Consider the following 25,365-nt stretch of genomic DNA (forward strand, 5'->3'; position numbering starts at 1 on the left):
CGGAATTCCATTCCCAAGAGTTGCAACGCTGCCGTGCGTCGTAAAAACCGTGCAATTTGCCCTGTAGTGGGCTCTCTCGCAAGACAAGAGCTAAACGGCAATAAATATTGTTATCAATCATGCTAATGGAAAAATAAATGAGCGACCAGCTGCCGGTTCAGGGTCAATCCAGCTTCTTGCGGGTAACAAACCGCGCCAGTCCCAGCAGCAACACGGCGTAGCCGGCAAGAATGGCGCAATCCTTGAGGATCAGCGGCCACACATTACCTGCCAGAAACAGCGTCCTGATCAACTCCATGAAATAAGTGGCTGGCAACACTCGGCCGACAAGTTGAATAACCAGCGGCACATTGCGCAGATCGAACAGGAAACCCGAGAGCATCAGCGCCGGCATGAAACTTGTAAGCAGTGCGAGCTGGCTTGCGAGGAACTGGTTTTTGGTCACTGAAGAAATCACCAGACCGAGACCCAGCGCTACCAATAGGTAAAGCATTGAGCTGACCAGCAGTACCACCAGCGAACCGTACATCGGCACCTTGAACAAAAAATGAGCAGCGAGCAGGCACAGGCCCAGACCCAGCATGCCAACCAGGAAGTACGGTATGATTTTCGCCAACAGGATTTCGCCGGGTCGCACCGGCGAAACGAACAGTGCTTCAAGGGTGCCGCGTTCCCACTCCCGGGCCATAACCATAGCGGTGAGGAAGGCGCCGACCAGAGTCATGATCAGCACGATCAACCCCGGCACCAGATACCAGGTACTGGTATTCGCGGCATTAAACCACATGCGTTCAATCACCGTAATCGTACCTGAGCTGGCACCCGCCGCGCCACGGTCTGCCTGACGCTGCATCCACTGGCTCACGGCCCCGCTGATATAGCTGCGGATAATCAGAGCACGGCTCGCCTCGGAGCCATGCACCAGGAGTTGCACCTGTGCATCGCCCGCTGTCAGGCGGCGAGAAAAATCACTGGGTATCCGCACGATGCCATCCACCTCGCGTGCCAGCATCAGGCGCTCGGCATCGCGCATGGAGGTGACTGTTATAGGAGAGATATAGGCGGAAAGCTCGAGGCCCGCGATCACATCGACCGCCAACGGTGAAGTATCTTCCAACACAACGGCTATCGGCGCATTCTTGACATCGAGCGACAGGCCGTAGCCAAAAATCAGGATCAGTACCATTGGCAGGCCGATACCGATGGCAAGATTGCTCCTGTCACGCAGCAGTTGGCGGATTTCCTTGCGGGTCAACGAGATCAGGCGCAGCCAGAAGCCTTTGTATCCCTGATCCACTTTTTTGTCCGACCGGCTCGCCTCATCCTTTTCACTCATGGCCCGGTTTCCGTTGCGGCGGCTTCGCTATATTGCCGCCGGCCTTGCTCGACGATACTGATAAATGCTTCTTCCATGTTCAACCGGCTGTCTTTTCCACCGGCTTGTGTCCGTACCTCCCGCGGCGTTCCAAGCGCCAGCAGCTTTCCGGAATCCTGGATAACAATGCGGTCGCAATACTCGGCTTCTTCCATGAAATGGGTCGTGATGACTATCGTTGTGCCTACTTCCGACAGCGCGGTGATACGCCGCCAGAATTCGCGCCGCCTTTGCGGATCTGTCCCGCTGGTGGGTTCATCGAGAAACAGAATGTCGGGTTCGTGCAGCAGGCCTACCGCCATCGCGAGGCGCTGCTTATAGCCGCCAGGCAATTGCCCGCTTGGTGACTTTTCTTTATCCTTCAGGTCAAATTGCTGCATGACAATGCCGATGCGCTCGTGCAAGCGCTCGCCGCTCAAGCCATAGGCGCTGCCGAAGAATTCCAGGTTTTCCATCACGGTGAGATCGCCATAAAGAGCAAACTTCTGTGAGACGTAGCCAATCTTGCGACGTGCGACCGCACGCGCATGCCGCAGATTGACACCGGCCACCTGCAGGAAACCGCTGCTGGCCGGCAAGAGGCCGCAAAGCATGCGAAAGGTCGTCGTTTTGCCCGCGCCGTTCGGCCCCAGCAGGCCGAAGATCTCTCCGCGCCGGACCGAAAACGAGATGTGGTCCACCGCGGTAAAATCGCCAAATTTGCGCACCAGGTCGCGCACTTCAATAATCACGTCACCGACATAGTCTTCACCTTGCCCCTGATTCTTGCCTTCAGCCGCTTCCCGGCGCACGACGGCTTCCCGTGCAGTGGGGTCCACCGGATCGGCAATGTATTGCTTGCGCAGCAATGTCATGAACCCGTCTTCTAGGCGTTCCTCCACCGCCATAACCGGAGCCCCCTCAAGCATGGCATCAAGATGCCGTTGATCGCTTCCCGGACGACGAATGAAACGTACGGCTCCGCCCTGCGGAACCGCGTCGATGACGTTCTCGGCATTGTCCAGTAAGCGGGTCTGCAGGAAACGCGGCGGCTGTCCTTGCGGCGGCATGGCGACAAAACACAGGTTGCGGGCATGATGGCGGATTTCGGCCGGGGTTCCCTGAGCCACGAGCTTGCCTTCATGCAGCACAAATACCCTGGCACAGCGCTCGGCTTCATCGAGGTAGGCGGTACTGACCAAAACGGTCAATTGCTCATCATCGATCATTTGCTGAACGATTTCCCACAATTCCCGGCGCGATAGTGGATCAACACCCACCGTCGGCTCATCCAGCAACAGCAATTCCGGCAAACGCACCAATGTGCAGGCCAGGCCCAGCTTCTGTTTCATCCCCCCGGAGAGCTTGCCTGCGGGGCGTTGGGTAAAGCGCGCCAGATTGGTCATTTCCAGAAGCCGTGCATAACGTTCCCGGCGCATCGTTTGCGGCACACCGTGCAGATCGGCATAGAGATCGAGATTCTCCTGCACACTGAGGTCTTCATATAGACCGAAGCGCTGCGGCATGTAACTGATCCGATCCTGAATCGCCTGGGGATCGGCCGCCACATCAATACCCAATACATGAAGTTGTCCTTCGTTGGCTTTCATCAATCCAGCCATCATCCGCAACAAAGTGGTTTTACCTGCGCCATCAGGGCCCACCAGCGCCGTGAGGGAACCTGCCTGTACTTCCAGCGAGATGTCAGAAACAGCATGAACAATCTTACCGGATTCCTTGATTATAAAGCGTTTATGAAGCGCATGCGCAACTGCCGCAGCCATGTGCGGGTGCGTCACTGGGCCGCTCCGGCCGCGTCACGCTGGCTTTCCAGCGAAATGCGAACGGTGGCGGGCATGCCCAGGCGCAAGCGGTCTTCCGCATCTTCAACAAAGATACGGACTTCATATACCAGGCTGGTACGCAGTTCTTCGGTCTGGACTATTTTCGGCGTGAATTCGGCTACTGAAGAAATATAACCCACGTATCCCCGAATCGGCTGATCCGGGTGGCTATCGGTTGTTACGCGCGCGCCCATGCCCGGTTTGATCCGCCCCAGATCCACTTCCGTGACATATGCACGCACCCATTTCGGATCGGTGATCGCCAACGCATAAACCGGGCGTTGCGGAGAGGCCATGTCACCGGGCTCCAGCAGGCGCGAGCGCACAACGGCGTTGATGGGCGCCCTGAGTTCGGCCAGGCTGAGCTGGTGTTTGAGCAAAGCCAGTTCAGCCTTGGAAACATTCAGTTGTGCTTCGGCTTGGGCGATATCTTCCTTGCGGGGACCGATCACCGCCAGCTTCAGCGCTTTTTTGCGATTTTTCAGTTGGGCCTTGGCAACCTGCCGGCGTGAACGTGCGTTGTCCAGATCCTGCTGGCTGATTGCTTCATCAGTGGTTTTTTCCACCTCCTGCAAACGTTTTAGCAGTTGTGCGGCAAGGTCTGCGTCCGCTTGGGCGGAAGCAACCTCGGCCCGGGCCTGGGCGACCTCCTCCGGGCGAGTGCCATTCTTCAGGCGCAACAAGACTTGCTCCTGTACATCGATCCGTGCTTGCGCCTGAGTGATTTGCAGCATCAGGGTACGAGTATCGAGCGTGGCCAGGATTTGGCCGGCCTCGACCCGGTCGCCCTCCTGTACCCGCATTTCGGCAACTCTCTCGCTACCGTTGAAAGCCAGTGAAACCTGGCGAATATCGATATTGCCAAAAAGCTCCAGCGTATTTGTATCGCTCTGCTGGCGAAGGAGAGACCACCCCGCCAGCGATGCAATAATGGTGACAAGCGCTAAGACGATTATGACAAGTTTTTTATTCTTTGACATTTGGGCAATTTGCGGCATTACGGTACTGAATTCAATTATGAAGGCATGCCGGCGAGCCGGCAGAAAATCGGAACGTCGCCATCATCGGGACGCCAATTTCGGATTAGGGTTATCACGATTGAGCATCGGAGGATTTCACAATCGCCGCGGCGGCATCTTCCAGGGCGACCACCGCGGCGGGAATTCCAGCGACATTGCCGGATGTCACCGCGCCGGCGAAGAGGACCAGCGCGGAAGCAAGGTCAAGCGCTTGCTTGAAGATGGCAATGTGCCGCACCGCCGACTTTGCATTTTCTACACTGGAGCGCAATCGCGCAAGCGCGGGCTCGCTATCCGCCAGGGTCATCCCTATTGCGTTGGTGTATATACTGGACGCGGTGTTCAGAAGCACGATTTCCCGGTCGTCAAGTTCATTCCACTGGCTTTGGCTCAGGCTGGTTCTATTTTTCATGCGCCAATCTCCGAGTGCGATCGCCGCATCGCGGATCAGGTTCCCCAGCTCAAAAGCATCATCCGCCGTAAGCTTTTCCATGCCTATCCTTCCCTTTTTCCTATTATGGTGAAACGTCAAGCAGGTGCCGGTAAGCAGTCCGGAGTTCGTCGACAGCCGGCTTGAACCCCTGGCCGAAATCATTCCGGCCGATCTCATCCCTATGATCGTAAAGATATTGATGCCCATGCGCGATTTTCTCCAGCACGGTATCGTAGTGCTGCGCGCCCCTGATGCGGTTCTCCACGCGGTCGAGTGCTTCCACCCTGGCTTCTCTCGCCAGCGCCATCGCGACAGGCTCCGCGGGATTGCCTGGCGCAAACATGAAATTGTCATAGTAGCGTGCGGCCAGCGCCGATTCTGTCTGTAAATCGGCCACGATGCCACGTTTCACGATCTTACGGGTGGCGGCTATCACATCCTGAAGCGGCTGGTTGCCGTCTTGGACAAGCTGCTTCATTTCATGCTGCCGGTACAGCGTCGTGACAGTGCGCGCCAGCAAGGTCGAGAGCGCGCCGATGGCCTCTTTTTCGTTCCTGTCGAGCAAAGTCGCCTTATTGAGGTTAAAACTGAGATTGTCAAGCGACCTGTCGAAGGTTCTGATGTCGCCGGAGGCAAGGCTGTCGAGACCCCGCATGTAGTCTGTCACGGTTTGCTGGAGCAAGTCCAGGCTTGCACGCTGGGCTTCCCGGCGTGCCTTCATTGTTTCCAGATCGCCGTGGAATTTTTGCGGCTGGTATTGCTTGCGTCTATCGACTGCGCTGATATAGTCTTTGGTGAGCGTCTCGTAACCGGCGGCATTCGCTGAAAGTGACGCAAACGTTCTCACTTCCTTGAAACTGGCACATCCGGTAATACCTGCCGCCAGTAATACGATGGAAATTGCGACGATTGACAGCCGGTAGCAACCGCTGATTATGCGTGTATGGGAGATGATAGTCATATGTCATTTTCTGGGAAATCATGCGAACGCCGGCCTGCTGCCAGCCGATGACTATTCGCTACGCCGCAATATAGCTGGAATTCCAATTTGGGTAAACCTGCTTATGATACCCAAGGAATCCCTGACGAAATCCATGCCTATACCAGAAGAAGCGCAATACCGTTTTGGAAGATGGAAGCTTCAAAGGTGAGGCAACAGGGAATCGAAAGCAGTGCCGGAATAGGTATTAGATGTGCACGATGCCGGCTATTTATGGCGCTTTGGAGAATAGTACCCCAAGGCTTCTGATAAACCCAGATAATCCGATAGGATGCGCGATGACAAAGCAGCTTACGAGACAGTTTTGCCGGTTGGGAGAAATCCATAGCTGGGTCCATGGAGCCGGGCAAGCAATGCAAACGGAGGCAAACTGCCGCCGGCACTCGCATAGGCTTGCAGAGTCTCATACGGGATTATTTGAATTAAGGTTTCGTCCATGAAAATTAGCGTTAAATCCGGCAATTGAACAAGGTGAACCCGCCAAAAGGGTGGAGATCAATGGCGCGAAAAGCTTTTGTGGATTCCAACCCTGAGCTGAAAACTGAACGGTCGACCGCAGGATTCAGGATAATCCTTGCTGCCGCCCTGAGTGCAAGCTTTGCCGCCCACATCCATGCGATCGGTCATGCCGCCGATTTCAGTCTGAACTATATAGGCCAGCAAATCGTACCTAACAAGACAAGCTTCCTGCGCACTACCGTCGGCGGTTTGTCATCGCTGGATTACAACCCTCTCACCGATCGTTATCTGGCTATCAGCGATGACCGAAGCAAAACCAATCCTGCGCGTTTCTACGAATTATCTCTGGACCTTGCCCAGTTTCAGCGTTCCCCCACGCCAGGCATGGCGGGTGTGGCATTCCACGATGTGACCACGATCCAGCAGCCCGGCGGAGGAGCGTTCAAAAGCAATGCTGTCGACCCGGAAGGTCTGCGCCTGGATACCGTACGCAATAAAATCTACTGGAGCAACGAAGGGCAGCGCGGCATTCTTGGTTTTCATAACCCCACGGTGCGGGAGATGAATCCCGATGGCAGTCATAGCCGGGATTTCGAAGTACCCGCCTATTATCATCCTGTTGGTTCCAATATGGGGCTCTTCCCGGGTGACAGAGGCATCTACAACAATCTGGCATTCGAAAGCCTGGCTATTTCGGTTGATGGAGATACGCTTTATACTGCCACCGAAAATGGTTTGATACAGGATACTCCGCCCTCGAACATCGTCACGGGTTCTCGCTCGCGTATTCTTTCCTTCGATATCGCCAGCGGAAAACCCGGTGCGGAATATATTTACGATGTGGAGCCGGTCGTTTTCGCCCCCGCGTCCCTCATTGGCCTCGCCACCAACGGATTGACTGACTTCGTTGCCATCGGGGACCGTCAATTCATTACCATTGAGCGCTCCTTTACGCTCGGCGCAGCCACACCTGGCAACACCGCGACCGGCTACACCGTCCGGCTTTATTATGCCGATGCGCGCAACGCCACTGATATTTCAGGAATGAGATCCATTGCGGGCAAAAGTATTCAACCCGTGAGAAAAACCTTGCTGCTCGACTTGTCGGATCTGAGAAATACCGATGGCTCGGCGCTGGCGATCGGCAATATCGAAGGCATTACCCTGGGTCCGCGCTTCAATGGCAAGCGCACTCTTGTGCTGGTAGCCGATAATAACTTCACCAGAAATCAACTCACCCAGTTCGTGGCGTTGGAAATTGTCCCCCCGTTTGAACGAATAAACCGGCTTGCCCCTATTTTCCATATGCGGGGGGCACAATTTTGATGAATGAACCGGCGCCATGAAATAAGGAGTTAGGCAAGAGACCGCCTCCTTCTGATAAAATCGTTGGCATCCGCCTTATACGCAAGCTCCCAGGCAACAGGGAACAGCCAAGAGTATTCCCTTTCTCTCCAGTCTCTCAAACTTCTTCATGAAACATACCTACAGCGTTATCGGACTTGGCGTCTTTGGATCAACCATTGCTCTTGAACTTTCGCGCCTGGGCCATGATGTTATCGGGATCGATCTTAACCCCAATCTTGTCAGCGAGATCGCCGATAGAATCACTCAGGCCGTGATAGCCGACGCGCGCGATGAGAAAGTATTGCGCGATCTCGGCGTACATGAATGCGATGGTGTCGTGGTCGCCATCGGCGAAGATATTGAAGCCAACATACTTGCCACTCTGATTGTCAAAGGCATGCCGAAACCCCAGGTGTGGGCAAAAGCGCTCAATCCCAATCATCATAGAATTCTGGAAAAACTGGGTACCGATCATATCGTGCACCCCGAGCATGAAATGGGTTTGCGGCTTGCCCGCGGCATGATCTACCCTGAAGTCATGGATTACATCAGCCTCGGACACGAGCAGTTTACTGTCGAGGTGCGGGCCTCGGAGCGGCTTGCGGGGCAGAAGATGGATGCATTGCATCTACTTGAAAACGATCTTCAGTGTTTGCTGATCAAACACCAGAATAAGGTAATGGCCCCTCCTCCACAACAATATGTGTTTCAGCTCAATGATAAAATCCTGTTGCTCGGCACCCTCGGCAACTTGCGTAAAATCACCAAGTACTTGTAATGCAGGCATCATCGACTTTGCCTTTGCACTGGTTCCAGCTGATAAAGAAGCGGTTTCTTAGCCTCACCCCACCTCATGCCCTGGTCCTGTCCTATATCGGGCTAGCCATCCTCGGCACTCTGCTGTTGAAATTGCCGGGCGTCAGTCATCAGCCAACATCATGGCTGCAGGCGCTGTTCACGGCAGTCTCGGCTTCGACGGTAACCGGCCTTGTCGTGGTGGATACCGGCACGCACTTTACATTGCTCGGACACTGGATATTGCTGCTTCTAATGCAATGCGGCGGCCTGGGATTGATGACATTCGGCATTATCGTCATTCATCTGACACGAGGCCAGTTGGGCTTGAAACACCGCGCGGCATTGCGCGAAACATTCAATCACACGGGAAAAGGCGATGTGCGGCGCGTGATGCTATGGGCATTTGGATTTACCGCGATCATGGAACTGCTCGGGACCGTTTTGCTGGCCTGGCAGTGGGTGCCGGAAATGGGCTGGAGCGAGGGATTGTTTTACAGTTTCTTTCATACCCTATCGGCATTTAACAATGCCGGATTTGCGTTGCCGGCGGACAGCCTGATGGCTTATACAGGCAATCCACTGGTGAATATCGTGGTGTCCTTGCTATTTATTTCCGGAGGCATTGGATTCGTTGTCATCGCTGACATCATAGAAAAAAAACGCTTCGGGCAATTCGCGTTGCATACCAAATTGATGCTGATAGGCACGCTAATAATAAATCTAGCCGCCATAATCGTGATTTTGGCGCTTGAACACGGCAATCCCGCCACATTGGCCGCACTACCCGACTGGGGCACGAAACTGTGGGCTACTTGGTTCCAGGCCGTTACTCCGCGTAGCGCCGGCTTTAATACGCTGGATAGCGGAGCGCTATTTCCTTCCACCGCATTTTTCATCATGGGATTGATGTTCATCGGTGGCGGCAGCGGCTCGACAGCGGGCGGAATAAAGCTCAGCACCTTCATTGTGGCGTTGCTGGCAACATGGGCATTCTTGCGGGGACGGGAACGCCCTGTAGTGTTTGGCCGCAACATTGAACTCCATATCGTCCGTAAATCGCTGGCAATAATAGTCATCTCGCTGTTTTGCGTGAGCACCGGCATATTCCTGCTGGCCGTAACAGAAAAGGGGAATTTCCTCGATTTGGCATTTGAAGCCGTGTCCGCGGCCGGCACGGTCGGGCTATCGAGGGGAGCAACCGCGCACTTATCCCCCGCTGGACAATGCATCATAGTGGTGCTGATGTTGATTGGCCGTGTGGGGCCATTGACCATCGCATTTACGCTCGCCCATGCGCGCGGGGAAAGTATTCAATATCCGGCGGGCCAGGTAAATATCGGGTAACAAACTTGAATCCGGGAGTCGATCGTTCATTTAATAATCAGTATCAATAACAATATTTCATACCATTTGACACTCGATCTGGGTGAAGCCATCGCTACTGGATTCAGGATAAAGAAAAATTTGTTAATCTTGCGCAATCAATTTCCAGTTGCGTCCTTCTTATCGGTGACGCCGGAAATATCTTGCGTAGGCCGGGCGAATTTTTCCTTAAGATCGTCGACACCCGATTGGGGCTCGGCGAACTGTATCAAATTCTTACGTTGCATTCGTTTTTCGACGTGACTTATTCCCATTTTCTTATCGCGCTTTTCCACCAGTCCGGGCCGAGCTTCCCCATCCCGGTTGAAAGACCAGGCAAGCATTGGTTCGCCCAGGGGCAACGTGTCGCCGGGTTGTTCGTCGTGACCTGTGTTCCATACATGCCACGTTTTGCCATAGCTATTCATTTTTCCCTTCATGAGTGCTTTTTCGGCAATGCCAGGTATATCGGGTGCGACAAGAAGCCCGGAAAGAATTTCTCCGTTATGAGGATGCCAGTATTTCTTTTCCGCCTCAGGCAATTTAGCGAAGAGTTTCTCGGAAATAATATACTCGATGCCGTTCAAGTTCGCGTTTGCCATATTGCTATCGAATAATACGCACTGTGCAAAGTCTTCATTAACCTGGCTGCAGTAATGGTGGACCTCCATCTGATCTTCCGGGTGGTCTTTCATGGGATGAAAGCCTACCAGATAGATATCAAATGGTTTCAGCGGCGAATTGCTTTGGAGAAGTTTCGCACCCGCCTCCAGAATTTTTGTTTCAGAGGTCTTGGTCTCGCCGGCAGGTTTTGTTTGGGGTGTCGTATCCGATTTCGCGTCCCGCGTTCCCTGTGCATAGACGAGGTATGCCGGTGCGGCAGTCAGCAACGCTATATAAACCAAAATAAGTGCATGCCCGGTCATCGTTCTCATGTCGTACATCCTATGTATTGCCGAGCTAGTGAAATAAAATCGCCGCCCATCCCGAGGGCGTCAACAAAAAGGCGGGGTCGGATGTTTCGTTAAACAACGCTTCCACCTTTCCACGAGTCGTTTCGTTTTCACGCGTATGCTTTACCAACTTATTGGTCAGGTACGGCCAATTGAATAAAACCTCGGCTTTACGGTAGACCTCGAATTTGGGCTGAAGAGCGTCCATGCTTCGTTTGTAGGTTTGCGCCACTGCCGCGCGACCCAGGTGACGTTCCGCGATAATGGCTTCCGCGGCGAGAATGCCTGTTTCCATTGCTTTCCCGATACCTTCGCCGGTAAGAGGAAACGTCGTGCCGACGCATTCTCCTATTCCCAGCAAACCTCCATTGGCAAAACGCGTGCCGGACAGGCCCGTGCGAAGCGGCGCCCCTTTGAGCGGACTAACGATCTCGCCATCACGCATCAACTCCCGCACGAGCGGCAGTTTGGCAATAAAACTTTCGTAGTTGCGGCGGGGATTGTTGTGTTTGTGCGCGGACCCGAAGAATCCTATTCCGATATTGAATACCGCATCCGGGCCCGGGAAAATCCAGCCATAACCGCCTTTGACGGTGGTGTCGAAAACAAACACCAGTTCATTGAAATCTTTTGCCAACCGCTCGTTGCGCACATACTGGCGAACGGCGAAACTCCTGCATTCAGCATTCAGCAATAAACCGGCACGCTGGATCGGTGCAGGATGAGCGCCGGTTGCCAGTAATACCCACGGTGCACGATTGGAGATGATTCCTTGGCCCGTATTGAATTCGACCCGATAATATTTTCCATCCTCGTCAAACACGCGGATGAAATCATGTCCAGGAAAAAAAATGGCGCCGGTTTCGGTGGCACCATTCAACAACAATTCATCCAATTCCAGCCGCTGCATGCATGCGCCATGCGCCCGGACCAAAACATCGCTACCATCGGAGCTAATCAGGCGCATGCCATGAACGGCATGGGATATGCCGGCTATGCGCTGGGTCAGTCCGAGTTTGCTCAGTGCATGAAATGCATCTGGAATTAAGGCATCACCACAGGTTTTGTCGCGAGGAAATATGGCTTTATCAAATAGACCAACGGATAATCTCGCGCTGGACAAAGTGCGCGCAGCCGCACTACCTGCGGGACCCGCACCAATGATAACGGCATCATAAGCCTGTTCCATTTGAATTCTGTCAAACGTTATCCATTATTGAAGCGAAGCGGTATCTGTGTTGCCTCCGTGGCAACCAGGCATACCATGATGATAGGAAGATTCTATGACGTGTTCAGTACGGTGGCGCACTGAGCAGCATTGCTGAATCCAGCATAGAAGGTGTTAATGACAACGAGGCAATTTGCGGGAGGCGCACAGCAATCCCTCGCCTATTTATTTCTTGGAAGCATCCACCCCTTGTTCGTCGATTGAGCATTACGCCCGGCAAGAGTCATAAGAGTGGATTATTTAAGGATAAAAATCTCCCGGATATTTCACCGGACCGGCCAAAATTATCATGAGCAGCCGGAATCGCGGCATTTGGCCAGCAGCGCTGAATCCAATGGGTACCGTCAGCCTGCGGTGAAGTATTTCCGGGTTAATCAGGGCCTCCTCCACCCGAGGAAAATTTTTGCAGGTATTTTTTAAGAATGGTTTTGCTGGGTATCTTGTCGGCCTGATTCAGAACAATATAATTAATAAGACCGTGCACCGCCATGGCAATCAGCAGACCTTCGAAAATGCCCACCTTATAGACCAGCAGTCCGCAGAGGGTGGCAAGTATCATGGCGTATTGGCCGTGACCCGCCACATGCCACAGGCCCATGATCATTTTCCAGCCGGAGAAAATCATGATGGCCGCCAGCGAAAACTTGGGAAGATACTCAAGATACTGGGCATTCATGACAAAGAATGCGACTACGACGCCTATGACAAGGACGGAGAACTTGGTCATGGCGCCGGCCAATCTATTGGTGGTGCTTTTTGCCAGGCCGTCCAGATTGGTCATGCCGCCGAAGAAGCTGGAACCCATATTGGCTATCCAGATAGCCAGCAAGCTGTTATTGGTATTGCATTTGCGTCTTAGCGGATCTATTTTCTCGATGGCGGCGTTGCTCATGACCTGTTCTATCACGTCGATCACCGCCAGCATGGCCGCAAAGCCGATCACATACATCCAGGTCAATGCGCTGTCGAAATGCGGTATCGGCAGGTCAATATGAAGCTCCACATCATCCACATGCAACATGGACATGGGCACGAATTGCGCCAGCACTATGCTTGCCCCAATCAACAGGAAATAAGGGATCGCTGGTTTTGTATCCTTGAATTTCGAAAACAGGTATACAAACATGGCGAAACCAGCCAGCGATATAAGCGCTATCTGGATACGCGCGCCGTTCCAGAACACATCGGCCGATTCCTGATTGATAGGCAGTTCATAGGTAAATGTCAAAAACTTGAGAGCGATCTTCAAGCCGACCCCTGCCAGCAGACCTTCGACGAGGTAGTTCGGCACCGCCAGCAGAATATATTTCTGCCAATCGAATTTCCATATCAGGCCTTGCATAAATGCGGTCAGGAAAATGACGAACGCCATATTTTCCATGCCAAAACTATGCACCCCCATCGCAAGAACCGGCGCCAGGCCTGCCGCGACGCCAGGTGCGCCAATATAGTTGCCTGGCCTGATGAAAGCATTGATCCAGCCGATGAAACAGGCGAACGCAACGGTCGCCAGGGCGACCTTGATGGGATATTCCGACATCAAGGCAATGCCCACCGTCAGGGGAATCGCCATGGCCCCGGTTATGATCCCGGCCTGGACGTCGCGGGCAACATATTTGGCCTGAAATGCCGCCGATGCTGATGGATCAGCTGGCGAAGCAACTCGTTCCGTTTTGGCAGCTAAGTCTTGATCGTGTGAAGGTGTGGGTGGTTCGCGGTGACTGGATGACATGAATCATTGACTCCATGCAAGAGATACATTGGACTGCAATTCATACGGCCGGCTATTTAAAAATGAGATAATCATTACCTCCTTCCGTAAAGCTACCCTCGCAGTTCTACTTTGTGAGCATGCGAACTTGCTCACAAATTCCTTAAATCTGACCATCCTTTTTCCTGCCTTTAAGAGAATTTTTTGAGGATATGACAGACGCGGAAGTCCGGCGAGAGCGGGTTCTTTTCGTTTCTTCACGGTCGGTTTCACTTCCGCTGTGCGCATCCAGGGAAGCACGCTGGTGCGGAGTGCTTGGCCGTGTCGTATCCACGCTTGCCCGGAACTGTATGGCATCCATCCCGCTGCCCAAGGTCAAATCCATCTGACCCGAAGGCGCAGAAGGGACCAGTGGTTGCAAGGATGAAGGTGCACTGTTTTCACGCCCGGATTGCAATTCGGAAAACATCTTGATCATGCGCTGATGATCCGACTCCCTGTCCTGCTTGAGTTGCTGGAAAGCAGTGGCCATGCGCTCAAGCGTTGGCTGCGCGACCATCATGAATTCCGAGACGATCCCACTCATGCTTTGACCGCCGGCATCGCTAATCCTGCGCAGGAGCGCGTGCTGATGATCGGTAAGCGTGATGGTAATACGCGGCTTTGATGTGGGCATGGCAAGCACTCCTGAGGTGATGCACCTGATGCTAGTGCAGCACCTCAGGAGTGTCAAGCCCACCTGTAAAATATTTAGACGAGACTGGTTATGATAAGAAACAAGCCAAAAGAACTGTAAAAATGAGGCAATGGGACATGCCTGATTGCCTCTACGCCCTGCAAGCCAGCATTCCGAATCTGACACGCTTCGGCCTGCATTGCTGCCTGAACGGCGTTCTTGTTCATATATTTTTTCTCTCTTTTTAGTTTGATATCGTGATGCGCTTAAAGCCTTGTTAGATCAATGGCCTTCTCAATGGGATGGGCGAGCGGGTACTGCGGTCAGGGCGCAACCGGCACTCGCCGTAATCATTGCTGCTACAGCCAACCATTGAACCAACGTCAGTCGTTCTCCTAGAACGAGATAGCCGGCAAGGGCGCCAATGGCGGGAGCGCTGCTGATGATGACCCCGAACGTGCGGCTGCTGAGCCTCCCCAGGGCCTTCATTTCCAGAATATAGGGAATCATGCTCGACAACAACGCGACCACAAAGCCAAGCCACAGGATCGGGCCAGCAAGGAGTTTCTCTCCCGCAACCACTATCCCGAAGGGTAGCGTGACCGCACACGCAACTGACATCCCCAGCGCCACCGCCGTCCCGCTTCCCAGTTCCGATACCCGTTTCCCGAACAGGATGTAGAGCGCCCAGCATCCTGCCGAGCCGAGGGCGAAAACAATTCCGAGGGAATCCAGCCGTTCCTGGCTGCCGGGCCAGGGCATCAGCATCAGCAAGCTCGCCACTGCGAGCGTGAACCAGAAAAAGTCACGCATCGAACGTGAAGTCAGCAGGACAACCGAAAGAGGGCCGCTAATCTCGATAGCGATGGCTACCGCGATCGGGAGACGCTCGATTGCCAGGTAGATTAGGAGATTCATGCCTCCCAAAGCGAGGCCGTAGAGTGCCAGGAAGAGCGCTTGCAGTCTCGTCAAAGCAATTCTCCAGGGGCGCGATACCCCCAGCAGGATCAAAGCTGAAATACCCGTTCTGAGCGCTGCAATTCCCTCAGGCCCGGTTAGCGAAAAGAGGCTCTTTCCCAAAGCCGCTCCAAGGTTGGTAGATAATTGAGCCACGATTATCGCGAGACCCGCAAATGCTGCTTTTCGATCCATCATCGGGTATCCATGCCATCCGGAATTTCATATAGTAGGATTCTGCGCCAGCCACCAAGGGCGTGGCGGCATGCTGCCAATAATCCAAACTGCCATTCAGGCAGATAATCCGAGCTCAAAAGACTGTCAAATGCGGGCACTGCCGGTTTCAAACGTGAGCCGTTATCCTTGCTTGGTCGCCTGGCGGCCTATAGTGCGCGGTGATGCAGGAAACAACACCCGATGCGACAAGCACGAAAGCGGTGGTTTCCAAAAGAGTCGGGAGCCGCTGTTCCCACAGAAAGCAATAGATCAGGGCGAATAGAGTCTCGAAGAGGATCATCTGCCCGACCAGCGTCAGTGGAAGCAGACGACTCATCCGGTTCCAGAGTATATTGCCGACGATCGACGCCAGTACCGCCACGCCGATCGAGACACCGGCAAACTGCGCCCAGGCAAGCTCGCTATGCGGCGTGGTGGTGAGAACCAGCGAAATCGGGATAAGGACGAGGACTTGAGCACCGGTCACGATTCCCGTCAGCAGGTTCCAGTCATGGACTGAGATGTCATCCAGGCGGTTGAGCCAGCGGCTGTTGCCGATAGCATAGCTTGTCCAGGAAATGAGGGCTCCTATTGCGCAGAGCAGTCCGGCGGCTTGCGTGGCGACCGATCCCGGTGCTGGCAGCGCCACAGCCTGCCAGCCGATGCAGATAGTGCCTGCTGCGCACAGCAGCAAAGAGAAAGCGAGCTTGTGGAGCGGTACGGCGTTACGGTCCCGGCTCCCGATGATCGTCACCGCAACGGGCAGGAAACCGATGACGAGCGACGTCATGGCGATGCCGCCAAGTTGCACGGCGCTCGACAGCAAGAGGTAATAAAGCGTGTTGCCGGTCAGCGCGAGGCAGCGAGCGCCTGCCATTCGCGGCGCGCAAGCTTGGGAGAGAGCATCCGCCAACGCGGCACGATCAGCAGCGCGGAAATGACCCCGTAAGATAAATAGCGGCCGATCGTGAGCTGGAGAGGGCTGAACGCGCGTGCCAATTCGGGGGCAAGGAACACCAATCCCCACAGCATACCCGCCCCGATGCCGCAGGCGATGCCGCTTATGGTCGAGCTGATACTGGAGGGTTGATTCACGCCGGTTTATCCTCTTTTGATCGAAATTAATGTCGTTATCGAGTATTATCATCATATAGCTGTGATAATACGCTTTAATTTAAGGACGTAATTGCAATAAAAACTCGAATCATGACTGATCGGCATGCCTACTCCCGGCGCTCGCTCGACCCTTTCGACCGCGCCATTCTTCGTATCATCCAGCGCGACAACAAGACGCCACAACGGATGATCGCGGATGCCGTGAACCTCTCCACCGCAGCAGTGCAGCGGCGGATTGCCGCTATGGAGGCCGCTGGGATCATTGCTCAAAATGTTGCAATCATCGATCCCGACACGATCCCGTTCGCAATTACCGCCATTGTCGAAGTGCATTTGCGGGACGAACGTGCGGCGACCGTCGATCCGGCCAAGGCACTGTTTAGCGAAACACCGGAAGTTCAGCAGTGCTACTACGTCACGGGGGGAACCAGCTTCGTGTTGATTATCGTGACATCTGACATTCACGCTTATGAAGCGTTGACCCGCAAGCTGTTTGCGACAAACGATCTTGTGCATCGTTATCGCACGTTGATTGTGCTGGACAGAGTCAAGGCCGCGACAGAGATTGTCATTCCGGAGGCATAGGAATGGACCACGACATTCAAGTAGCAGCGGTGTGCGGGCCTTGAGCTCATCGTTGAATAAGATACTTCGGAAAAAAGAAATCGCAGCGTCGAGCTGACCGTCAACTCACGCCAGCATGGCGGATCGACGAATAGCAGCGGAATCTGGTGATGGCTGAAGCTCCTGGCAGATGAGCGCCTTCAGGCAACCAAGGAGCTTCCCTTGTTAAGCGACCACGCATCCACACCCTGAAACCCGTATTACAGAATGAATAGAAATGCTAGTATTATCAATATCGTATCGAATTACCCCGCGTCATTACCGGCTTTGCGCAGCGCCGCTCATCAGAGAGAAAACGAGAGCCCCAGTTGGAAAGACATGAAATTTATTCACGCATACCAAGGTAAATGAAGAAACTCTGTTCCGCCGCCAATCTGATGGAAGCCCATATCATGCTCGATCTTCTCGGACATGCATACATAGCGGCCAGGTTATTCAATGAGCATGCGCAAGGCGGGATGGGCGACATCCCGTTTACCCATGCCTACCCCGAGGTGTGGGTTGTCAACGACAACGATTTTGCCCGGGGACAGGCGATCATAAACGCTTTCGAAAAAGCGCCGCGCGAAACCCGCGTCGTATTCTGCCGCGCCTGCGGCGAAGAGAATCCGCACAATTTTCAATTGTGCTGGCAGTGTGGCGCCGGGCTGGAGGCGATGTCCTAGCAGCCTGCCGGACCTGAGGAATAGAAGCTTAGAAAGTATAACTCGCACTCACCCCTACCATATAGTTACGCCCCGGCGCGGGCTCATAAAAACGGCCGTTGCCTTCATTGACGATCACCGATCCACTGTATTTTGTATCGGCGATATTGTCTACGCGAACGAATTCAGTGAACTTCCAACCGCGGAACTGATGCGAATAGGCGACGCGAATATTTGCCATTGCGTACTGCTTCGCGGCTTCCGTATTGGTATCGTTGACAAAAATTCTGTCCCGGTAGATCGCCTCCACCGCCGCTGAAAAACCCGGTTGGCCGCGCCGCCAGGTTAATTCCGAGTAAGCTGTATTACGTGGCACGCCCGGCAGGAAATTATCGGCAGCTACCGTTACAGTATCCGGCGCCGCTGTCGGGCGATAAGTATAGGCGTCCTGGAAAACGGCATCGAGATAGGTATAGGATAGAAATGCGGACAGGTCGCGGCCGAAGCGGGAATCGAGGGACAGTTCCGCGCCGCGCCGTGTCGTATCGGCCGCGTTCTGGAAGGTGGCCCGCCCACCTGAATTCGTGGCGGGCAGGATTTCACCGGTGACGAAAGCCTGGAAAAGCGCAAGATTGATGCGCGTATTGCTCGTGGGCAACCACTTGAGTCCCGCCTCCATATTAAGACTTCGGCTTGGCCGAAGCGCAAAATTAAGGCCGCTGGCACCGTCGGGCCGATAGGCAAGTTCGGCGAAGGTGGGCGTTTCGAAACCGCTGCCGGTACTGACGTACAGGTTGAGACTGGATGTCGCCTTATACAATAGCCCCAGTACCGGATTCACGTTATGGAACGCGAGGCTGCCGCTGTCATCGGGATTGCCTATGCGGGTGTAGAAATCCTCGGATTTGAATTTCACTTCCGTGTGGCGCACTCCGGCGGAGAGAACCCAGGATGGCACGAATTGCCATTCTGCCTGCACGTATTGGCCAAAGCTGGTGACTGTATTGTTTTCATTGCGGCGAAGGTCGCCGCGTACACCCAGTATCGGGCCGGCGAAGTTTTCAAAACCTTTGCGCCGCTCCTTCGAGCTATCGTAGTCGATGCCCGCCGTCAGCGTCAGCGGCCGTGGACCGCTGGTGCGGTGCGTCCATCGCAAACCCAGTCCGCCGAATTGACGCTCCAGATCGACTACGCCACCGGAATTGGTAACCGGAATCTGCGCGCCGCGCGGTATGGCGAGAAATTGCAGGATCTCCCGCGTTCCTGCATAACCAATCAGCTTGATCGTGTTCGCGGGGGAAAGCTTGTGTTCATAAACCAGGCCGCCCTGCGTATTATCGATACTTTTACGCGTGTTGAAAGTGGTGGCGCTTATGTCCGCCTGCCGTGGATCAACGCTCATCTGGGCACGCGTCAGCCCGAGCGGATCCTGTGTGTTGCCTTGATGCAATTCGTTGGTCACCAGTGTCAGTGTGGCATCATGCGCAAATCGGTAGGTCAGTTTTGCACTCGCCTGGTAGCGGGTGGCGGCACTGTGATCGCGATAGCCCTGCGTCTCGAAACGGGAAATGTCGACCACATAATTGAACGGCCCCGTTGCGGCAACTCCCTTGCCGCCAAGCGTTCCGCCGAGCTTGATCTCGCCGCGGGTCGTGCCATAGCTGCCTCCCAGAAACATAGCGGATAACACCGTGCCCGGCGGGCCATCCTCGGTGAACGCCTGTATCACGCCCCCGGGGGCATTGCCGTAGATGGCGGAAAAAGGCCCCCGCAACACTTCGATGCGCTGAACCGACCCCAGATTGATAGTAGCCGCCTGGCCCTGGCCATCCGGCATGGTGGCTGGAATGTCATCGACGATCAACCGTATGCCACGAATCCCGAAAGTGGAGCGTGCGCCAAAGCCGCGGCTGGATATTTGCAGATCCTGAGCATAGTTCTGCCTATTCTGAATAACCAGGCCGGGAACGCGAGAGAGGGCTTCCGAAAGATTGACGAGAGGCCGCCCGTCCCGAATGACGGGAGCTTCCACAACGTCAATGGACATGGGTAGCAGAAAGCTCGGCTGGTCAACGCGGGTGCCGGTGACGACAACCGGGTGAAGTGTGGGTGTGTCCGCAGACGTAGCAGCCGGCCGGGGGCTTTGCTGTGCGGAAGACTGGGCTGAGGAGAAGCCGGAGGCAAAGGCCAAGGTGATCAGGCTCGCTACCCGGCAACCATCAGGTATGGGGATTTTCAATGGCTTCCGATTTTTGCTTCAATATCGCATCATAGCGATACTGCCGGTCATCAATCAACCTGCCGGTATATCGAAAGTGTTATTGCCGTAACGTCAGACTGCATTTATCAATTTTTCAAGATATTCGAATCCAAAGACTTTACAGTCCGTCATGCTTGAGATAGGATTGATTCTCATTCACATTTATGGAGGCAGATCATGACAACCTTGACGCATGCCGATGTCCAGGTTCTTGAAGCTTATACAGATGCCCTGAAAGCCCTCGTCACCGCCCTGGGATGGCAAATCGACCCGGTACGCTTACATGCGGATCTTCAGTCGATCGCGGGTGTCGTGAGGAAGGATGGTCATGGTGCCTCTGCTGGACTGATAGATGAGCTGGCACGTACCGTCGAAACCAGACTGCTCACAACGAAGGTAAGTATTGAGCGAACGGTCATTCCCTTCCGCTGATGGCGGGCGCGCTCAAGAGCGCATATGTACATGATTTGGCTGGCGATCGGTGAATCCTGAACAACTTCCCTGCGCTGCCGGCAAATGGAAAATCTATTCCAGTCACTAATCGTAGGTAGTCAATTGCGTGCCCGTCGGAGTGATGAGCGTAGCAAGAAGGCGTGCCGGTACCGTCGAGCTGGGATTCTCCATCAATGAATGCACGGTGCCGGGAGGCTCACTCCAGCTTTGTCCAGGGCGATATTCGATTATTTCGCCGCTGTTGAGCTGCGAACGAACCGTACCCTCGAGCACGTAGACAAACACCATGCCTCCGTGACGATGGCTACCGGTTCTGGCCTCGGGTGCCAGGTTCACTACAACGGTCGTCAGAGTGGTTTTAGAATCATCAGGAAGCACCTGCGACGTGACGGGCGTGAGAGTGATTCCGGTTGATGTCGCGCCAGCCTGGGCGTCGACCGCACCGGTTATCATCGTCGCAAGCCCCGTCACAAAAAATACAGAAAATACTTTAATAATATTTGGTAGCGATATGATTGAATTGGGTTTCATGACATCCATCTCCGATTGGCATAAATTGTTGCTCCAATATAACAACAATTCGCAAGAATGCCCAGATCTCGGTGACACGAGACATCGGAGATCAAAAAGATCAACTCTTTGACATCATTGTCACAGTAACGACTGCTGCGCAATCTACCATTGGCGGAAAAATTTGCGCATGCCGCGTGGCCACCCTGCCAATCTTCCAACTTCCCTGCTTATATTCTTAGGCTTGTTCTTCAACCGGTTGTTTTTACCGTAGGCCATGCCTAAATAAGGCCAATGTTCGTTCTCGCCGGGCGTACCATGAACCCAGGTGCCTCCGCCGCCGCCCCAGGTTTGTGCATCATCGGATGCGTTCAACAATCGGGAATACGTGGGATAAAGCCATCCCGCACCGAAGCGCGCCCTCGCCAGATCCACATAGCCGCTCAGATAATAAAGTACCCATGAAGCTGCCCATCCAATGGTTTTACGCATGATTTCCTCCCTCGGTTTGATGCCTGTATCGGCACACTATGCAGGAGTAATCTTACGAGCATGGGTGAGATTGACAATTGGACTCAGGTACTAACAGCCGCTCCTCGGTGGGTATCCATAGCGCAACGACGCAGTGTTGCCCCACACACCGGCGATGCAATGCATTTGATCCATACTTCGCGAATATCCGGCATTGTTATGAATGAGCCAGCGAAGTGCTGCAAATGAGCGAACATTGGCGGACAGGATAATGCAATCGAGTGTCATGACATGTTATTTGTTATGGGGTGCTGGCGGAATATTGAAATTCAGCGTGGCGCGGTGGCGGAACGCTTCAAATCTTTGTCCTTGAAATTCCCCTGCCTGCTTTTCCAGATGGATTACCTCCAGAACATACTGGCCTGGCCATGGCGTTGTAATGGCAACCCTGCCATTTTCATCAGTATGGCGCTCCTGCATCCAGAAATTTGGCGCATAGACCATGAGCTTGGCTTTTGCCAGCGGTACGTTCCGTGAGTAAACGATGAATACATTAGGCGCCCCACCTTCCGGCAGAATATCGAGCACAAGTTCCGGCTTGGATATTGACCCCCCCAGCAAAGGACTAAAGCGGGTATAAAACATCGGCTTTACAATACCTATTCCATGTTTGGTCCAATCCTTGACTTCGTAACCGAGTTCCTCGGCGATCACCGGTAATGTGCGATCCGGCGCCACTCCCAGATCGAAGTGATTCTCTTTCCGGGTCGCTTTCAGCTCCTGCCGCTTGCCGTTTGCGTCAAGCAGCCATGCCTGCGGCCCTTTTATCTCATCCAGCCTGCCGCCGCTTACCTCCCTTTCCTGATCCTGGTATTCACCGAAATACAGGCGCGCGTGATTCATTTCATCCCGCTCGATCCAGATATAATGCGCAGCTGCGGGAAGCGCCGGGAATAACCCCGCTAACACAATGGGCATGAGGCTCAGCAGTCTTTTAAGCATGGCATGTTCCTTGAAAAAGTAGATGGAAGAGACACCTGGAAAGGCGGGTAAAATAAAAGCAGCCAGGAAGATGGTTCGATTCATGAAGATAAGCCTGGATACGGATGAGCATGATTACGGGCAGTATATTTTTTTCATTGCGATGACAGCGGAATGCCAGCTCTGGCTAAAGCTCCCCTTATGGGCCAGCCAGTATATCAGGCATAAACCGTATGGTATTCTACAATAATGGTCATGCCATTCGGGAACATATGTCGACAATATGAATACACACTGCCACATGGCAGCGTATAAAGGGCCATATTGCATAACATGCATCGCTTTTACAATATTCACTTAAATCGTGCATAATTTCATGACATTTCTCTATCAGAAGCCTTGTCTCCCGCATTCCCCCGAATGACAACGGAAAATCCAGGCAAACATGGGCTTTGAACCAAGAACCTATGGTTCGGAGAACCGAATACCTCAAGACCCCATCAATTCAGCCAACGAGACGCAAAGTGCTTTTAAATGGCGCGGCGTGCTGGCAAAATCCGCGCTATTTTTTTTCGGCATCGCCTTATGGAGCAGAGGGCTCAGTTTTTATGCCTATTATCTTCTGATCCTGGCCTGGATCTTGGACAGTAGCCTGACCAGGTTTGGAGAGACGATTAAAGAACCCTTTGTGTTGGCAATGCTGATGCTATGCATTGTGCTTGCTCTTGGAATTCTATGGAGCGACTACCCCAAATTCGGGTTTAAGGTATGGAATAGATATTTTGCCTGCCTGATCTTTATTCCTTATTTCTCCCTCCTGAACAAAGCACGGGTATCATGGGCGATGGGGGGGGCGCTTATCGGTTATTTCGGTGTGCTCCTCATTGGCATATATCAGTGGTTAATTATAGGTGCACAAGGTATTCCGCCACTTAAGATAACTTATCTCGACTTTTCTTCAATGCTCGGCATTGGGGTTATCGTAGCGCTTTTTCTCGCAGGCACCAGCCGCAGCAACAAAGCACGATCATGGTTTTGGCTTTTAGCGGTTTTTCTGCTGCTTATTCAGTTTAACCAGAATGCACGTGGGTTGCTTTTCGCCACTCTTGTTTCATCAATATTTTTGATTTTCTTGCTGCATAGAAAAGAAATCAAAAAACTCCTAACTGCCATGGTGGTATTAATCGTTGCGATAGGGTTTTTTGCATACAACAGTGATAGCTTCCAGCAAAGGCTCGGTCAAGCCAAGAGCGACATTGAGCTATCTAAACAAGGAAAATATGACACGAGCCTCGGATACCGCTTTGCCATTTGGGATGTCGGCCTTCATGGAATCGGAGAACGGCCAATAATGGGACATGGCACGGGAACGGCGGCTCCCTATTTTGATAAAACTGTCCAAACCTACAAGGATGGCCTCTACAAGAATCTACCAACCTTTCTCAAAACTTATCATTATCACAACGACTGGATCGAGATCGGGATGCAGATAGGTGTACTTGGCATGCTGGCGTATGCCTTCTTCTTGTGGAATTGGTTTCGAATACTAAAGGCACACCAGCTAGGTATTCTGGGGGCAGCTTTTATGTGTTATATCATGTTGTTCGGACTAACAGATGTACTTGTAATATTTAGACAGAACATTTATTTGCTTCTTGTCATTACCGCCATCGGAATCGGCTGGCAAAAGGCACATGAGACGACTTCTCTCCAGACCGGAAACACCTAATGCGCGTATGTTTCATATCGCATTCCGCTAAAAGATATGGCGCAGAACTTGCGCTGCTTGAGCTACTAAGGGGCTTGGTCGAATTGGGCGTCGACTGCAAGGTTCTTGTTCCTGAGAGAGGACCTTTCCTGACAGCGCTTGATCAACTACATATCGAGTGGACGATAATCGGCTATCCTCGCTGGACATCCGGAGCTCGGCGTCAGAATATATTTCATCGCATTAAGCGCATGTTTGGGACATTGTTTTGGATAATTCCGATAGCACGAGCAATTGCAAAATGGCGTTGCGACGTAATCTATACCAATACCGTTATTGTTGGTGCTGGCGCATTGGCGGCATGGCTGGTACATCGGCCCCATATCTGGCATCTGCATGAGTCTGGATATTGTCGTGAACAGTTGTTTGACTTGGGGGAATATGCTCCGCGCTTGATCGACCACCTCTCTGCGAGCATTATTGTCATTTCACACGCGGTGCAGGATGAATATATAAACTATGTATGTCCGCGGAAGTTGCGTGTAATTTATCAGTCTGTAACTCTACCGGAGATAAATGAGAGCTTACCGGGTCGGGTTGAGAATGGGCGGCGCTTCAGGTGCGCCATAGTTGGGTCACTGCAGGCTCAAAAGGGTCAGGACGAAGCGATTGCAGCATTGGCAGAATTAGTGCACCGTGGAGTCGATGCCGAGTTACTCATCGTCGGTACTGGCGATAAGCGCTTCCGTAGTTCCCTCGTACACCAAGTAAAATATCTTGGTCTGGAAGAACGGGTTATTTTTCATGGTTACGCGGAAAATCCACTACCGCTAATTCATGCGACTGATGTGATTCTCATATGTTCGCGCTTTGAAGCATTCGGGCGAGTGACGGTAGAAGCAATGCTTGCGGGGAAGCCAATAATAGGCACCTCCAGTGGAGGAACAATAGAACTAATTGAGAATGGAAAAACTGGTCTGCTATATCAACCAGGTAATCATAATGAACTCGCTGACAAAATACAGTATCTATATGAAAATCCTAGAGAAAGTACGGAGCTGGGTACTGCCGCGCTCATTTGGGCAGAAGGCCGTTTTAGTCGGAAGCGATATGCTAAAGAGGTGCTCGACTTATTGAATGAAGTGGTGACAAAGCCTTCTTAATAATATTTACTGACATCCTGGGAGAAGGAGTTGAATATTTGTATAAAGAAAGAAGATGCAACGAAGCTTATGAGTCTG

At 53.1% G+C, this 25,365-nt stretch carries 23 protein-coding genes; 8 read left to right on the forward strand and 15 right to left on the reverse strand.

Going from position 1 to position 25,365, the window contains the following annotated elements:
* Positions 1 to 163 precede the first annotated feature (163 nt).
* The 5 genes from SQ11_RS13410 to SQ11_RS13430 form a co-directional block, all read right to left on the reverse strand.
* Complete coding sequence (locus SQ11_RS13410) at positions 164 to 1,336, reverse strand: ABC transporter permease (RefSeq protein ID WP_052494253.1); 1,173 nt, start codon at positions 1,334 to 1,336, stop codon at positions 164 to 166.
* The gene (locus SQ11_RS13415; protein WP_232298009.1) at positions 1,333 to 3,153 is read right to left on the reverse strand and encodes an ATP-binding cassette domain-containing protein; all 1,821 of its coding nucleotides are present in this window, start codon (positions 3,151 to 3,153) and stop codon (positions 1,333 to 1,335) included. Before SQ11_RS13415 ends, SQ11_RS13410 begins: the two co-directional genes overlap by 4 nt.
* Positions 3,150 to 4,178, reverse strand: a complete 1,029-nt coding sequence (locus SQ11_RS13420; RefSeq protein WP_041514777.1) for an HlyD family efflux transporter periplasmic adaptor subunit — start codon at positions 4,176 to 4,178, stop codon at positions 3,150 to 3,152. The genes SQ11_RS13415 and SQ11_RS13420 overlap by 4 nt, the downstream gene beginning before the upstream one ends.
* 112 nt (positions 4,179 to 4,290) lie before the next feature.
* Positions 4,291 to 4,710, reverse strand: a complete 420-nt coding sequence (locus SQ11_RS13425; RefSeq protein WP_041514663.1) for a hypothetical protein — start codon at positions 4,708 to 4,710, stop codon at positions 4,291 to 4,293.
* 22 nt (positions 4,711 to 4,732) lie between these two features.
* Positions 4,733 to 5,611: a hypothetical protein gene (locus SQ11_RS13430; protein ID WP_041514664.1), complete on the reverse strand. Its 879-nt coding sequence runs from the start codon at positions 5,609 to 5,611 to the stop codon at positions 4,733 to 4,735.
* 537 nt (positions 5,612 to 6,148) lie between these two features.
* Between SQ11_RS13430 and SQ11_RS13440 the strand changes: the two genes are divergently transcribed.
* From SQ11_RS13440 to SQ11_RS13450, 3 genes are all read left to right on the forward strand, one after another.
* Positions 6,149 to 7,435 carry an esterase-like activity of phytase family protein gene (locus tag SQ11_RS13440; protein ID WP_084226877.1) on the forward strand — a complete coding sequence of 429 codons (1,287 nt, stop codon included), beginning with the start codon at positions 6,149 to 6,151 and terminating at the stop codon, positions 7,433 to 7,435.
* Between the two features lie 148 nt (positions 7,436 to 7,583).
* On the forward strand, positions 7,584 to 8,234 hold the full coding sequence (locus tag SQ11_RS13445; RefSeq protein WP_041514666.1) for a TrkA family potassium uptake protein: 651 nt from the start codon (positions 7,584 to 7,586) through the stop codon (positions 8,232 to 8,234).
* Complete coding sequence (locus tag SQ11_RS13450; protein WP_052494254.1) at positions 8,234 to 9,598, forward strand: TrkH family potassium uptake protein; 1,365 nt, start codon at positions 8,234 to 8,236, stop codon at positions 9,596 to 9,598. The genes SQ11_RS13445 and SQ11_RS13450 overlap by 1 nt, the downstream gene beginning before the upstream one ends.
* A gap of 137 nt (positions 9,599 to 9,735) precedes the next feature.
* Here the strand turns inward: SQ11_RS13450 and SQ11_RS13455 are convergent, their stop codons facing one another.
* The 6 genes from SQ11_RS13455 to SQ11_RS13480 form a co-directional block, all read right to left on the reverse strand.
* The gene (locus tag SQ11_RS13455; RefSeq protein ID WP_041514667.1) at positions 9,736 to 10,551 is read right to left on the reverse strand and encodes an OBAP family protein; all 816 of its coding nucleotides are present in this window, start codon (positions 10,549 to 10,551) and stop codon (positions 9,736 to 9,738) included.
* A 25-nt stretch (positions 10,552 to 10,576) separates the two neighbouring features.
* On the reverse strand, positions 10,577 to 11,758 hold the full coding sequence (locus tag SQ11_RS13460; RefSeq protein WP_052494255.1) for an NAD(P)/FAD-dependent oxidoreductase: 1,182 nt from the start codon (positions 11,756 to 11,758) through the stop codon (positions 10,577 to 10,579).
* A 409-nt stretch (positions 11,759 to 12,167) separates the two neighbouring features.
* Positions 12,168 to 13,529, reverse strand: coding sequence for a SulP family inorganic anion transporter (locus SQ11_RS13465; protein WP_041514668.1), 1,362 nt, complete (start codon positions 13,527 to 13,529; stop codon positions 12,168 to 12,170).
* Positions 13,530 to 13,671: 142 nt separating this feature from the next.
* Complete coding sequence (locus SQ11_RS13470) at positions 13,672 to 14,184, reverse strand: hypothetical protein (protein WP_041514669.1); 513 nt, start codon at positions 14,182 to 14,184, stop codon at positions 13,672 to 13,674.
* A 294-nt stretch (positions 14,185 to 14,478) separates the two neighbouring features.
* Positions 14,479 to 15,339: a DMT family transporter gene (locus SQ11_RS13475; protein ID WP_084226878.1), complete on the reverse strand. Its 861-nt coding sequence runs from the start codon at positions 15,337 to 15,339 to the stop codon at positions 14,479 to 14,481.
* A gap of 145 nt (positions 15,340 to 15,484) precedes the next feature.
* Complete coding sequence (locus tag SQ11_RS13480; RefSeq protein ID WP_198140883.1) at positions 15,485 to 16,507, reverse strand: DMT family transporter; 1,023 nt, start codon at positions 16,505 to 16,507, stop codon at positions 15,485 to 15,487.
* Between the two features lie 56 nt (positions 16,508 to 16,563).
* Here SQ11_RS13480 and SQ11_RS13485 point away from each other — a divergent pair, with 56 nt between their 5' ends.
* Both SQ11_RS13485 and SQ11_RS13490 read left to right on the forward strand, forming a co-directional pair.
* The gene (locus tag SQ11_RS13485; protein WP_041514670.1) at positions 16,564 to 17,058 is read left to right on the forward strand and encodes an Lrp/AsnC family transcriptional regulator; all 495 of its coding nucleotides are present in this window, start codon (positions 16,564 to 16,566) and stop codon (positions 17,056 to 17,058) included.
* Positions 17,059 to 17,444: 386 nt separating this feature from the next.
* Complete coding sequence (locus SQ11_RS13490) at positions 17,445 to 17,762, forward strand: DUF2007 domain-containing protein (protein WP_041514671.1); 318 nt, start codon at positions 17,445 to 17,447, stop codon at positions 17,760 to 17,762.
* A 28-nt stretch (positions 17,763 to 17,790) separates the two neighbouring features.
* Here SQ11_RS13490 and SQ11_RS13495 read toward each other — a convergent pair whose 3' ends face one another.
* Positions 17,791 to 19,980 carry a TonB-dependent receptor gene (locus tag SQ11_RS13495; RefSeq protein WP_041514672.1) on the reverse strand — a complete coding sequence of 730 codons (2,190 nt, stop codon included), beginning with the start codon at positions 19,978 to 19,980 and terminating at the stop codon, positions 17,791 to 17,793.
* 198 nt (positions 19,981 to 20,178) lie between these two features.
* Between SQ11_RS13495 and SQ11_RS13500 the strand changes: the two genes are divergently transcribed.
* The gene (locus SQ11_RS13500) at positions 20,179 to 20,433 is read left to right on the forward strand and encodes a hypothetical protein (RefSeq protein ID WP_041514673.1); all 255 of its coding nucleotides are present in this window, start codon (positions 20,179 to 20,181) and stop codon (positions 20,431 to 20,433) included.
* Positions 20,434 to 20,538: 105 nt separating this feature from the next.
* Here the strand turns inward: SQ11_RS13500 and SQ11_RS13505 are convergent, their stop codons facing one another.
* The 3 genes from SQ11_RS13505 to SQ11_RS13515 form a co-directional block, all read right to left on the reverse strand.
* Positions 20,539 to 20,985 (reverse strand): cupin domain-containing protein, encoded by a 447-nt coding sequence (locus SQ11_RS13505; protein ID WP_052494256.1) that lies wholly within the window; start codon positions 20,983 to 20,985, stop codon positions 20,539 to 20,541.
* 144 nt (positions 20,986 to 21,129) lie between these two features.
* Complete coding sequence (locus SQ11_RS13510; protein WP_041514674.1) at positions 21,130 to 21,456, reverse strand: hypothetical protein; 327 nt, start codon at positions 21,454 to 21,456, stop codon at positions 21,130 to 21,132.
* A 273-nt stretch (positions 21,457 to 21,729) separates the two neighbouring features.
* A complete protein-coding gene (locus tag SQ11_RS13515) occupies positions 21,730 to 22,521 on the reverse strand; it encodes a hypothetical protein (RefSeq protein ID WP_156972510.1) in 792 nt (263 codons plus the stop codon).
* 340 nt (positions 22,522 to 22,861) lie between these two features.
* Here SQ11_RS13515 and SQ11_RS13525 point away from each other — a divergent pair, with 340 nt between their 5' ends.
* Together SQ11_RS13525 and SQ11_RS13530 are read left to right on the forward strand one after the other, a co-directional pair.
* Complete coding sequence (locus SQ11_RS13525) at positions 22,862 to 24,145, forward strand: O-antigen ligase (protein ID WP_052494257.1); 1,284 nt, start codon at positions 22,862 to 22,864, stop codon at positions 24,143 to 24,145.
* Positions 24,145 to 25,287, forward strand: coding sequence for a glycosyltransferase family 4 protein (locus SQ11_RS13530; RefSeq protein WP_041514677.1), 1,143 nt, complete (start codon positions 24,145 to 24,147; stop codon positions 25,285 to 25,287). The genes SQ11_RS13525 and SQ11_RS13530 overlap by 1 nt, the downstream gene beginning before the upstream one ends.
* The last annotated feature ends 78 nt before the right edge of the window (positions 25,288 to 25,365 follow it).

Origin of the sequence: Nitrosospira sp. NpAV (assembly GCF_000832065.1) — a bacterium.
GTDB lineage: Bacteria > Pseudomonadota > Gammaproteobacteria > Burkholderiales > Nitrosomonadaceae > Nitrosospira.